Source organism: Bacillus sp. SJS (assembly GCF_000732485.2).
GTDB classification, from domain to species: Bacteria; Bacillota; Bacilli; order Bacillales; family Bacillaceae; genus Metabacillus_B; species Metabacillus_B sediminis.
This window is the reverse complement of record NZ_JAQV02000031.1, coordinates 513095-525585: the sequence shown is the minus strand read 5'-3', so window position 1 is coordinate 525585 and position 12491 is coordinate 513095. Positions and strand designations below refer to the sequence as shown.

The window sequence follows — 12491 nt, the reverse complement described above, 5'->3', positions numbered from 1 at the left end:
GGCTGTTTTAATTAAACGCATCAATGGCCTGTTTCACGTTCATATACGTCCGAATAATGGAAAGCTCCTCAATCAATTCAGTGCTCGTTTGCAGTATGAGCATAGGAGTGACACCTGTTAATATCAATTCTGTCCCCATCATATTCAATACATTAAAAAGCTTCAGCAAACTTGCAACCTCATCTTTTTCTACCTTAATCAGTCCTGACAGGTCCACTATGATGGCATGATTTTTAATAGTGGAAGCATAGGCAGAAACGGAATTCATGAGTTCTTCGGATCTTTTGTTGCTAAGCTCTCCTATTAACGGAAGAACGGAAAGATTGTCACTGATGGGAACAATTGGAGTGGAAAGCTCAGTAATTCTTTCAAGGTATTCTTTTTGTTTTGTTACATTCTTTTGAATACCGATAAAATAAGTTTTATGTTCACTTTCCACAAAGGCAGGTTCGATATGTAATTCGTTCCAAAAGGAGGAGCCGTCTTTCCTGTAATTCATAATGTCAGTGAGGATTGGCTTATTTTCTTTCAGCGCCATTTTAATCCTCCCAACCGTCTCATAACTTGTATTCCTGCCTTGAAGAAAACGGCAGTTTTTTCCCAGAACCTCTTCATAGGAATAGCCTGTCATCTCTGCAAATCCTTTATTTACATAAATGAGCGGATTATCCGGCAGGGACGGATCAGTTATGGTAATTCCAACATGAGTAGAATCCAGTGTCTTTTTAAATAATTCATCACTCAGCATCTTATTCGTCAAAAAGGTTCCTCCCGGTCAATTTTCTATAAGAATTATTCCCTTTTTCAAAAGCTCTAAATTTTCTCTATCTAACATGATTTACTGAATAAAAACCTTCGGTGCACTTGTTTTTGCTTCAGGATGCACTCTCTTCAGTGGTGCATATGCTTTTTCTTTCCCTGTTACGGAAATCGGGGGAGTCTTATTGGAATCCTGCTCCTCCTGCATTTTCAGACCCTTTGCACTCAAGCAGAGGTTCTTTGAATAGAGTGCCGCAATTTGACCATTAAAAAAGCCTGGAAGTTTGCCTCCAGGCTTTTTCGGAAGTAATCGTTTATTTTGCTGCTTTTTGAAGTTTATGAATGACACCGAGAGAGCGTCCGGTTCCGATTGCGACTGATTCAAGCGGGTTAGGTGCCAGATGGACAGGCACCACAATTTCTTTACTCAGCCAATCCTGCATGCCGTTCAGAAGCGCTCCTCCTCCAGTAAGAATGACTCCGCGGTCCACAATATCCCCGCTGAGCTCCGGCGGGCAATCTTCTAATGTTGCACGGATTGCTTCAAGAATATGAGAAAGCGATTCTTTCATCGCCTGCTGAATTTCATTAGAACGAAGCTGGATGGTTTTAGGGAGTCCGGTTACTAAATCACGTCCGCGTACATCCATTGTCAATTCTTCGTGATCGACCAATGCATATCCAATTTCTATTTTAATTTGTTCAGCAGTCCGTTCTCCTACAAGAAGATTATATTTTTTTCGGACATATGTAACAATATCCTCGTCAAGCTGATCTCCGCCAATTCGGATGGAGTGGCAGGAAACTACTCCTCCAAAGGAAATAATGGCGACTTCCGTCGTTCCTCCGCCAATGTCCACTACAACGTTTGCTACCGGTTCTGCTACAGGCAGGTCTGCCCCAATGGCTGCAGCTACAGGTTCCTCAATCAAGTGCACATGCTTTGCACCGCAGTTTTTAACTGCATCATGGATGGCACGGCGTTCAACCGATGTAGATCCTGAAGGTGTACAAACGACAACACTTGGTTTTCTAATGGAAAATCCAAGCTGCTTGCCGGCTTTTTTCATAATTTGTTTCAGCATTTCAGTGGTTACATCGTAGTCCGCTATTACGCCATCTTTCAGCGGACGGATTGCCACGATTTTACCTGGTGTTTTTCCAATCATGCTTTTCGCTTCAGCACCGACAGCGAGCACTGTTTTAGTTTCTGTATCAATTGCCACTACAGAAGGCTCGTTTAGAACGATTCCTTTGTTTTTTGTATAAACCAATATATTGGCGGTTCCAAGATCAATCCCGATTTCAGTGTTAGAAAACATGTTTTCACCCATTCTTTATAGAATTCTAGTCTTATATATGGCTTCTATTCATTATGTCGATTTATGGGGGTAGGTTTCAATGGAATGTTGTGGAAGGCAATTATTTATCCTCTATCGTGAGTTTTAGCACTCTTTTTTGCCTATCATTTCACATAAGAATTTGATACAGTTAGTCTGGAAAAGGAATTAAGGTTATGAGAAGAAAGATTAAGGGAAGTATTGATGATATGAAAAAAAGTTTTGTCAATGAAAGATGGAATGATAATGGTAAAGAAACAGCTAAAAACAGTTGCAGCAGGGACATTGATTATCTATCTCGCATTTCTGCTAAAACTGGTATTATTCAAACAAATTCCACTGCATGAGTCTCCGGAACATGTTGCAGCTTTGAGCGGAGATTTGATAAAACAAAATTTTGCATACAGCAATATGACGCCTTTTGCTACCGTAAAGCGTTATATGATGGTAGCTCATAGCAGGCCGGGATTAAGCATTCCAAATCTTTTAGGAAATTTGGCCGGATTTATTCCATTTGGCTTGCTCATACCGGTAATGGTTAAAAAATTAAGAAATAGCTGGCTTATGCTTTTGCTTTCTTTTCTTTTCAGTCTCGCTTTGGAAATCATTCAGCTTTCATTAGCTCTCGGTGTCTTTGATGTGGATGACCTGCTTCTTAATACAGCAGGCGGAGTTTTTGGCTATCTGCTTTTCAGCCTCTTAATAAAAATAGGGCGATCCAAATGAGGATCGCCCTGTTTTTATGGTTTCAAAACAACTTTTACACACTCATCTTCATGATCATTGAAAATGTTATATGCATGGGAAGCTTCGTCCAGCGAGATTTTGTGCGAGACAATCTCGGAAGGAACGATTTGATTGGATTGAATCATGTCAAACAGTTTTGGCATAAAGTGGATGACAGGTGCCTGTCCTGTTTTGACGGTGATATTTCTGGAAAAAATATCTCCAAGCGGAAAGTCGTTATAGGATTCTCCATAAACACCTGTCAGCTGAATGGTTCCGAATTTACGGACGGCTTCAGAAGCGATTCGGATTGGACCAAGACTTCCGCCATGAAGCTTAAACTTCTGGCCGATTTTTTCCATAGCCGTCATTCTTCCATCCATTCCTACACAATCGATTACAACATCTGCTCCGCCCTTTGTAAATTCGTGCAGATAAGAGCCGGGGTCATCCGTACTGGTAAAATCAAATGTTTCAACTGAATTCATCTTTTTCGCTTTATTTAATCGATAATCGAGCTGATCGACAGCAATAACCCGCTCTGCTCCAGCCATTGCTGCAAACTTTTGCGCCATTAGACCAACAGGTCCGCAGCCAAGGACAATCACTGTATCTCCGGCTTTAACTCCTGCGTTTTCTACACTCCAGTATGCGGTAGGAAGTACATCAGACATGAAAAGAAGGTCTTCATCTTCGCGTTCACAGGATTCTGGCACTACAAAAGAGGTAAAGTCAGCATAAGGTACGCGCAGGTATTCAGCCTGTCCCCCAGGGTGACCTCCGAACATTTCAGTGAATCCAAAAAGTCCTCCCTGATCTCCCATAGGATTGGAGTTGTCGCATTGGCTTTCCATCTGATTGCTGCAGTAGAAGCATGTTCCGCACCCAATATTAAATGGGATAACTACCCGGTCGCCTTTTTTTACCTTTGTAACCTCAGAACCGACCTCTTCAACGATTCCCATCGGTTCATGGCCAATTACATAATCCTTATTTATAGGCATATTTCCTTGATAGAGGTGAAGGTCTGATCCGCAAATTGCGGTAGAGGTAATTTTAACGATCATATCGCTGTTCTCCTGAATCCTTGGATCCTCCACCTGTTTTACTTCGATCTTCTCACTGCCTTGATAAGTAACTGCTCTCATTATTCACACTCCTAGTTATATATTGTCACACTCCTGTTCTTTTCCCCTTTTAACATCTTGTAATCCGATTGGATCGAAAAATATGCCAAAAGCTTCCTCTCGTGAAACTTTACAACGTATAGCATTAAGATTATGCTCAATTTAATAGAATCAGATAAAGGCTGGAAGGAGTCCGTTATGAAGGCAGAAAAAAAGATATTTGGTCAATTGGACGGTCAGGATGTTTATGGCTACAGAATAAGAAACAGCAATGGAGTAGAGGTTGAATGCATGGAATACGGCTGTGCGATAACCAGAATTGTAACGCCTGACAGGGATGGAAGGGTTGAAAATATCGTACTCGGCTGCAGGGAGCTGGAGGATTATATACATAGAGTTCCTTATTTTGGGGCGGTAGTCGGGCGTGTAGGAGGAAGAATCGGAAAAGGGCATCTGCCTGTAAACAGAAAAACCTATCAGGTAACTGCGAACCAGGAAGGCAATCACCTGCATGGCGGAGAAAAAGGATTCAGTCACAGGGTTTGGTCTTCACATGCAATTGAATCTGAGCAAGATGCAGCAGTTGTATTTACTTACTTTAGTCCAGATGGAGAAGAAGGGTTTCCAGGAAATCTTGAGGTGAAAGTAACTTACAGGTTAACGGAGAAAAACGAATTAATTTTGACCTATGAAGGAAGAACGGATCGGGATACTGTTCTGAATATGACGAATCATACCTATTTTAATTTGAGCGGTTCTGTCAAAGATTCGATAGCTGAACATGAGCTGACCCTTCCAAGCGTCCATTACCTGGAGCTCGATGATGAATCATTGCCTACAGGGAGAGAGCTTGAAACAGAAGGAACGGTCTTTGACTTCCGGCAAGGCAGGAAACTGAAGGATGGAATCTTCTCCGATCACGAACAAATAAAAATTGCCGGCGGTGGTTATGATCATCCGTTCCTGCTTGATGAAGGGAAGGAGATGATCCTTTATGAAGCTAACAGCGGACGCCTTCTTACAGTGGAAACAGATCAGCCTGCTGTCATTGTGTATACAAGCAATTCAATGGGTGATGATATTGTGCTGCAGGAAGGAAAGACTGCAGAGAAGCATATGGCCGTTTGCCTTGAGACGCAATTTCCCCCTGATGCCGTCCACCAAGATTCATTCCCGTCCATTATTCTGAAAAAGGGCGAAAAATACCAGGCAGAGACGAAATGGACATTTTCTGTTAAATAAAAAAAGACAGCTTTTCTGCTGTCTTTTTTTTGTTAATTTTTCAAGGATGAAAATTAACAAAATTTTTACTCTTCTCGATTCAGGCATCGTCTATACTGGAAATATTACAAGAAAACATTCCAAGGTTTCGCCTTTCTTATTCGTGGTAAAACTCAGATTATGAGTAAAGCTGTTGATTTTATTTTTGGACGGAAAGGGTCTGTCCATATCAGGGAGGAAAATCATGCTGCTTCAAAATGATCAAAAACAAATGCTAAAGCGCTTTAAAGAGATTCGGTACTTATCAGAGCATTTAACGGAGCCGCTTGAAACCGAGGATTTTGTTGTACAGGGTATGGCAGATGCGAGCCCTCCGAAATGGCATCTTGCCCATACTACCTGGTTCTTTGAACGCTTCATTCTTAAAGATCATTTGCCCCAGTATGAGGAGCTTAATCCTCAGTTTGATTATTTGTTTAATTCCTATTATGAGACGATCGGACCTTTTCACCCAAGGAACCAGAGGGGTTTACTGACAAGGCCCACAGCGAGAGAGGTTTTTTCTTACCGGAATTACGTGAACGCACATATAGAGAAGCTTCTTAATAATCTGCCTGAAAGCAAAGCAGAGCTTGTACTGGATTTGCTTGAAATCGGTCTGCAGCACGAACAGCAGCATCAGGAGCTGCTGCTGACAGATATTAAATATAATTTCTCCCAAAACCCGCTGCTCCCTGTCTACTCAGAGCCTTCTGAATCTTCTGGATTGAATAGCAGTGAATGTACGATGATCCCAGTAGATGGAGGGCTGGCCGAAATTGGACACAGCGGAGGCGATTTTTGTTTTGACAATGAATCTCCAAGACACAAAGTTTATTTACAGCCATTTTCCCTGGCATCCCATCCAGTTACAAATGGCGATTATTTGAAATTCATAGAGGCCGGCGGCTATCAAAAGCCTGAATATTGGCTCTCCGATGGCTGGGCTTACATTAAAAAAGAGGCATGGACTGCTCCTATGTACTGGTTTATGGCAGATGACGGATGGAATACCTTCACACTTGGAGGACAGAAAAAAATCAGCCTCGATGAGCCAGTATGCCATGTGAGTTTCTATGAAGCGGATGCCTATGCCAGATGGGCAGGAAAGCGCCTTCCGACTGAAGCTGAATGGGAACACGCTCTTGAAAATACCGACTGCGAAGGGAATTTTGTTGAAAGCCGCAATTTTCATCCCTGTCCGGCAAAAAGCGGGAACGGCAAATTCCATCAGGCGTATGGAGATGTATGGGAATGGACGGCAAGTGCTTATTCTCCTTATCCGGGCAGCAAACCTCTTGAAGGAGCCCTGGGTGAATACAACGCCAAATTCATGTGTAACCAGATGGTTCTGCGAGGAGGCTCTTGCGCAACGTCTTCTTCTCACATACGATCTTCTTACCGGAATTTCTTTCAGCCTGAAAAACGCTGGCAGTTCAGCGGATTTCGTCTTGCGGAGGATGCGGAATGACAACATTGAAGCAGGCCATACAGTTTACGGATAACGGAGTTGAATATTCCAGTTTTTTAACAGAGGTGTTAGATGGTTTAAAGCGTGTGCCGAAAACCCTGCCTGCAAAATTCCTTTATGATGAAAGAGGCTCTGAGTTATTTGAGGAAATTACGAATCTAGCTGAGTACTACCCTACTAGAACTGAAATTGATATTTTGGAAAGTGTGAAGAATGAAATAGCACTGCTGATTGGTCCGGAAGCTGCACTTATAGAGTTCGGAAGCGGCAGCAGCCGTAAAATTCAAATCCTGCTGCAGTCCCTTAAAGATTTATCCGTCTATGTGCCGATTGATATTTCCAAGGAATTTTTATATGCTTCCAGCTTGAAGCTTGCTCACGATTATCCCACCCTTCATATTCATGCAGTCTCGGGGGATTATACGGCTCCAATGACCTTGCCTGATTTGAATTGCCGGAAAAAAGCCGCCTTTTTCCCTGGATCGACAATTGGAAATTTTGAACCCCGCGAAGCCGGTGCTTTTTTAGATACGGTTGCAGCCATGCTTGAAAAAGGGGACGGGTTTTTAGTAGGGGTAGATTTGAAAAAGGAGAGCCATATTTTACATTCAGCTTATAATGATGCCAGAGGGATTACTGCAGAGTTTAATCTGAATCTGCTGAGAAGGATGAACCGTGAGCTCGGTGCGGACTTCGCATTGGATGCATACCGCCATCATGCTTTTTACAACGAGGAAAAAGGCAGAATAGAAATGCATATTATTAGCCAGAAAGATCAGAAAGTGACCATTCAATCAGAAGAGATTGTTATTCAAAGAGGAGAAACGATCCATACGGAAAATTCCTATAAGTATGAAGTGGAGGAATTTCACAACCTTGCATCAAAGAGCGGTTTTGCAGCAAGAAAATTCTGGACAGATCAAAACAGGCTGTTCAGTCTCCACTATCTTGAATTAAGGTAGCAAAAAAAAGCCCAGCCAGGTTAAAACCTGGCTGGGCTTTTAAGCGTTTTGAATCTCTTCTGATTGCATGCCATGCTCACTTAAAGCTTTCATAATCAGTTCTGGAGCTATTTGCATTTCATTATACGAAATCCAAATGCTTCCAGACTCAATATCCACTAAAGCCCTCTCAATTCCTTCCGTTTGAGCAAGACGTGATTCAATCATTTGAATTCTCTCTTCATTCAGCGGCTCTTTAACCTGGATTGTCGTTTCTCTCATTTTCAGCTCTCCTCGCAAAATATCTTTCTTTCAAATCAATACCCTTAAATGATTAAAAATATGTAAACCGAAAAAGTTTTTTGTGCGGTTGCATCAAATATGTTAATTGCTTATAATAACTTATGTATTACTTATTATTACTTACGAAGGCGGATATTAATGTATCAAGAAGAGCGACTTGAGGCAATCATAGATTATTTAAGAACTGAAAAAAGAATATCTATAGAGCAAATCTGTTCTATATATCAAGTATCGAGGGATACTGCCAGAAGAGACTTAGTCAAGCTCGAAGAAATAAAGGCGGTAATCCGGACACGAGGCGGAGCTATTCTGCCATCAGCTCACCACAAAATAAGAGACTATACCAATCGTTTAAAGCACGTATCGGCTGAAAAAGAGAGAATTGGTAAAAAAGCCGCTTCACTCATCTTATCGGGAGACCGTGTCATTCTTGATTCTTCCACCACTGTTCAGGCATGTGCCGAATCTCTGTCTGAAGAGGATTGCACGGTCATTACAAACTCCATCCACCAAGCGGGAATCCTTGCTGGAAAGAGAGGCATTCAAATCCATCTTCTTGGGGGAGAATTGCAAAAGGAGCACGGTTTTTTATACGGATCTGCTGTACTGGATAAATTAGCGAACTATCACGTCGAAAAGGCTTTTATCGGTCTCGTCGGGATTTCCGAACATGGATTGACCATTGCACATGAAGAGGATGGAATGGTGAAAAGAAGAATGCTGAAGCAGGCAGAACAGGTAATCATTCTAGCGGACCACTCTAAGATGGAGATTACAGACTTTTTTAAGTTCGCCGATCTGTCAGAAATCGATATTGTTATCACGGATAGAGAACCTTCTGAGAACATGATGACCGTATTAGAAAAAAACCATGTAGAACTATTAATAGCAGATACGGAGGAAACAGGATGATTAAGCTCGCAGCTATTGATTTGGATGGAACCCTCTTGAACAGCAAAAACCAAATTAGTGAAGAAAACGTATCAGCGATTAAAAAGGCTGAAGAAAGAGGCATTCAGGTTGTTATTGCAACAGGCAGGGCCCATTTCGATGTACAGAAAATATTTACCGGCACCGGTCTTAATCCTTGGATAATAGCAGCAAACGGTGCTACCATTCACCATCCTGATGGAACCCTTTTCCATTCTGTTCCTATAGATAGGGAAGAGGCCGATGGAATAATGGCTTGGCTTGAGGAAAATGATTTTTATTATGAAGTTTTCAGCAGCCATTTCATCTATACACCCCAAAGAGGGCGTGAGCTGCTTCAAATTGAAATGGACCGGATCAGCAGTTCAAATCCCGAAGTATCCATTCAGGAATTGCAGCAAGCTGCATCCAAGCAATACAGCCAATCCGGATTTTCATTTATTGAATCCTTTACGGACATTCCTGGAGAGGCCGAAATCTATAATATACTTGCGTTTTCTTTTGATGAAGAAAAAAGAAAAACCGGCTGGAACGAATTCAAAGAAAGAGAAGGATTGACGATCGTAACATCAGCCAATCATAATTTCGAGCTTGAACATGAAAAAGCATCAAAAGGCTTGGCTTTGACAAAGCTTGCAAAAAGACTTTCGATCCCGCTATCAGAAACAGCAGCAATAGGAGACAGCATGAATGATGAATCGATGATAAGAACGGCGGGAAAAGGATACGCAATGGGAAATGCAAGAATTGAAATTAAGGACATAAGCGACACCATTTTCGGTACAAATGATGAACATGGTGTAGCGGAAATGTTAAATAGCCTCTAACGAACCTGCTGCCGGCGTAACCTGATTTTTCGGGGCGTGACGGAGCAGGTTTCATTTTTGTCTATTGAAAACACATCATTCCCCAATTCCATACAAAGAATCTCCGGGCATAAGCAGCTGGGGAATTTGTTTTAGTTTCCCGCTTTGTCCATCTATCTCCCATAGCACATCATATCGGTCTTCCGGCCATTTTTCAGGTACGTGTTTTGCGTTTAATTTTTTTGCCAATGATGGCAATTTTTGATGGGACCAGCAAACAATGACAGTCTTTGTAAGATAAAGAGCGTTTGAAAGGATCTCATTAGCTGTCTGTTCCGTTTCTTTAGCTAAGCGGACCGTATTTATAGCAATGGGCTGATGATCATCATGAAGCAAATAATTGATCAAAGGAATCACAGTTTGAATTTTTCTTTTGCTTGGATCGTTTTGTCCTGTCCCGGCTGCATAAATGCCGGCGATACTTGGGTAGAGGAATAAAAGCAATTGGACAAGCAGTTGGGAACGGGTTTTTCCTTCAGCGGACAAGTTATGATTCGAGGGCTCATCCGGTTTTTCTGCATGACGCAGCAGGACAATTTTTGAAGGAGTCATAGTCATCTGCCTCTCTGGGATATTCGTTCATTATATGACTGGTATTGCCTGGTCCATTATGGTAAAATCATTCTCTATCTGAATATTCAGGCGTACAATCTCATAGGAGGAGGTAACTGACTCATGGAAAAAAATGTTCAAAGTGCCTTTCAATTCGAGTCGCAGCAGCTCAAAATATTTGCTGCCGAGATCAATCGCCAGCGTACCCGTTTACATTCTGTTCCGAAGTATAGAGGTGAGGATTTAACGGAGCAGGCACTGGAGGATTCAAGGGAACGGAATCGAAAAAATTTAGCCATCGCTGCAAAAGAACCGTATTTTGGCCGAATGGATTTTAAAGAGACGGATCAAGAAGAAGCAGCTTCTCTATACATCGGCAAGGCCGGTGTTTCAGAAGGGGAGAGCGGTAAGGCAATGATTATCGACTGGCGGGCTCCTGTCGCGAGCCTTTTCTATTCCTTTACCGGCGGGGAAGAGGAAGTCTATTACATGGCTCCGGAAGGTATGATTGAAGGGGACATCTTCTTAAAGAGAAACCTCGTTATTCGTGAAGGAGATCTTCAGCGGGTCGTCGATACCTATGAGCAGGGACAAGAAAACGCTGGAGCTGCCGATGAATTTTTGCTGTACAGGCTGGGGGATCGCAAGGATAACCGCCTTCGGGACATTGTTTCAACCATTCAGGCCGAGCAGAATGATATGATCCGGGCATCCCGTGATACAGCCCTTATTATTCAAGGAGTCGCAGGGAGCGGGAAAACGACAGTTGCCCTTCACCGCCTTGCCTTTCTTATATATGAGTACAGAGAAAAGATGCTTGCAGATCAAATGATTATTTTCGCTCCGAATGCGATGTTTTTGGATTATATTTCTAACGTTCTGCCGGAACTTGGGGTCGGTGATATACAGCAAACCACCTTTTCAAAATGGGCTCTTCTTAAGCTCGGCGGCCGTTTAAAGGTCCAAACAGCAGATTGGCAGCAGTGGTTTGAAACTGGGGCGAATAGAGCGGAGAGCGGAAGCAAAGAGCCTGGAAGGGTAAAGGGTTCACTCGCTTTTTTGAAGGCAATGGACGAAGCGCTTCAGCTTTTTATACAAAACGGACTTCCCCAAAAGGATTTCGAGCCATGGGATGGTATGGTTTTGAAAAAGAAGGTTATTGAAAATTGGTATGCAGAAGAGTTCAGGGATTATCCTGCCGTGAAAAAGCGGGAACTGATCTCCATAAAGATTAAACAGTGGCTAAGCAATGAGCTCGAGAAGATCTGGGAGAAAAAAGTCCAGAAAGAAATGAAAACAAAGGCAGGACAAAGACTTCGTGCATATATGAAATCGTGGCCGGAGCTTGACCCGCTTTCGGTATACAGACAGCTGCTCTCATCAGAGTCTATAAGTGCTCAATTATCGGATGAAATTCTTGAGCAAACCTTTAACTATTTAAGGAAAAGAGTAGCTGCCCATGAAGACTTGGCCCCGCTTATTCATATTCATCTAACATTGAATGGACTTGAAAGAGGCGAGCGATATCACCACATTGTCATTGACGAAGCACAGGATTTTTCCCCTTATCAAATTGCCATGCTTCAAAAGCTATCGCTGAAAAATTCTTTTACGATTCTTGGGGATCTTTCCCAAGGCATTCACAGCAACATCGGCATCAATGCATGGGAGGAAATCATGCCGGTATTTTCAGAAGGCAAGCTCGCATACAGGGAATTGGAGAGAAGCTACAGATCCACTATGGAAATCATTGAGTTTGCCAATCGGGTGCTCTCAGCTGCCTATAAACCTGCTGTATTGGCAAAACCGGTCTTCAGGAGCGGTGAAGAGGTGACTGTAACACAGGAAGATGACCCAATCGCTTTTGTGAAAAATTGGATTTCTGAGCGAAAAGCCGCTAGTGCAAGCAGTCTTGCAATTGTCTGCCGAACGGCTAAAGATGGAGAGGAATACTTTTCTGAATTGCAGGAGGATGGAGTGGATGTTCATCTTGTCCGTGAAGGCCAGGAAGGATATCAGGGCGGTATTTCTATTATTCCAATCTATTTAACAAAAGGACTTGAATTTGACGCTGTGCTGATAGTAGATGCAGATACTTACAATTATCAGCATGCCGCTTCCGATGCGAAGCTATTATATGTAGGCTGTACAAGGGCGCTCCATTCTTTGACTGTCATTTTTTCCAAACAAGCATCCACGCTGATCCCTTCATAAAG

At 42.5% G+C, this 12491-nt stretch carries 12 protein-coding genes; 7 read left to right on the top strand and 5 right to left on the bottom strand.

What is annotated here, in order from left to right; all coding sequences use genetic code 11:
- Positions 1 to 7: 7 nt before the first annotated feature.
- Together AS29_RS20165 and mreBH are read right to left on the bottom strand one after the other, a co-directional pair.
- Positions 8 to 760, bottom strand: a complete 753-nt coding sequence (locus AS29_RS20165) for an STAS domain-containing protein (protein WP_051860870.1) — start codon at positions 758 to 760, stop codon at positions 8 to 10.
- A gap of 313 nt (positions 761 to 1073) precedes the next feature.
- A complete protein-coding gene (mreBH, locus tag AS29_RS20155; RefSeq protein ID WP_035413275.1) occupies positions 1074 to 2081 on the bottom strand; it encodes a rod-share determining protein MreBH in 1008 nt (335 codons plus the stop codon).
- 264 nt (positions 2082 to 2345) lie between these two features.
- Here mreBH and AS29_RS20150 point away from each other — a divergent pair, with 264 nt between their 5' ends.
- Positions 2346 to 2825, top strand: coding sequence for a VanZ family protein (locus tag AS29_RS20150; RefSeq protein WP_197491634.1), 480 nt, complete (start codon positions 2346 to 2348; stop codon positions 2823 to 2825).
- A 14-nt stretch (positions 2826 to 2839) separates the two neighbouring features.
- On the opposite strand, the gene AS29_RS20145 is transcribed toward AS29_RS20150, so the two are convergent.
- A complete protein-coding gene (locus AS29_RS20145) occupies positions 2840 to 3973 on the bottom strand; it encodes a zinc-dependent alcohol dehydrogenase (protein WP_035413272.1) in 1134 nt (377 codons plus the stop codon).
- A 177-nt stretch (positions 3974 to 4150) separates the two neighbouring features.
- On the opposite strand from AS29_RS20145, the gene AS29_RS20140 reads away from it, so the two are divergent.
- The 3 genes from AS29_RS20140 (at position 4151) to egtD (ending at position 7645) form a co-directional block, all read left to right on the top strand.
- Positions 4151 to 5194, top strand: a complete 1044-nt coding sequence (locus AS29_RS20140) for an aldose epimerase family protein (protein WP_035413269.1) — start codon at positions 4151 to 4153, stop codon at positions 5192 to 5194.
- Positions 5195 to 5417: 223 nt separating this feature from the next.
- A complete protein-coding gene (gene egtB, locus AS29_RS20135; protein ID WP_035413266.1) occupies positions 5418 to 6683 on the top strand; it encodes an ergothioneine biosynthesis protein EgtB in 1266 nt (421 codons plus the stop codon).
- A complete protein-coding gene (egtD, locus tag AS29_RS20130; RefSeq protein WP_035413263.1) occupies positions 6680 to 7645 on the top strand; it encodes an L-histidine N(alpha)-methyltransferase in 966 nt (321 codons plus the stop codon). Before egtB ends, egtD begins: the two co-directional genes overlap by 4 nt.
- 39 nt (positions 7646 to 7684) lie before the next feature.
- Here egtD and AS29_RS20125 read toward each other — a convergent pair whose 3' ends face one another.
- Positions 7685 to 7906 carry a hypothetical protein gene (locus tag AS29_RS20125; protein ID WP_035413260.1) on the bottom strand — a complete coding sequence of 74 codons (222 nt, stop codon included), beginning with the start codon at positions 7904 to 7906 and terminating at the stop codon, positions 7685 to 7687.
- Positions 7907 to 8065: 159 nt separating this feature from the next.
- Between AS29_RS20125 and AS29_RS20120 the strand changes: the two genes are divergently transcribed.
- Positions 8066 to 8839: a DeoR/GlpR family DNA-binding transcription regulator gene (locus AS29_RS20120; protein WP_035413257.1), complete on the top strand. Its 774-nt coding sequence runs from the start codon at positions 8066 to 8068 to the stop codon at positions 8837 to 8839.
- On the top strand, positions 8839 to 9684 hold the full coding sequence (locus AS29_RS20115) for a Cof-type HAD-IIB family hydrolase (RefSeq protein ID WP_035413433.1): 846 nt from the start codon (positions 8839 to 8841) through the stop codon (positions 9682 to 9684). Before AS29_RS20120 ends, AS29_RS20115 begins: the two co-directional genes overlap by 1 nt.
- 75 nt (positions 9685 to 9759) lie before the next feature.
- On the opposite strand, the gene AS29_RS20110 is transcribed toward AS29_RS20115, so the two are convergent.
- The gene (locus tag AS29_RS20110; protein WP_035413255.1) at positions 9760 to 10275 is read right to left on the bottom strand and encodes a hypothetical protein; all 516 of its coding nucleotides are present in this window, start codon (positions 10273 to 10275) and stop codon (positions 9760 to 9762) included.
- Between the two features lie 123 nt (positions 10276 to 10398).
- On the opposite strand from AS29_RS20110, the gene AS29_RS20105 reads away from it, so the two are divergent.
- Positions 10399 to 12489 (top strand): HelD family protein, encoded by a 2091-nt coding sequence (locus tag AS29_RS20105; RefSeq protein ID WP_035413251.1) that lies wholly within the window; start codon positions 10399 to 10401, stop codon positions 12487 to 12489.
- The last annotated feature ends 2 nt before the right edge of the window (positions 12490 to 12491 follow it).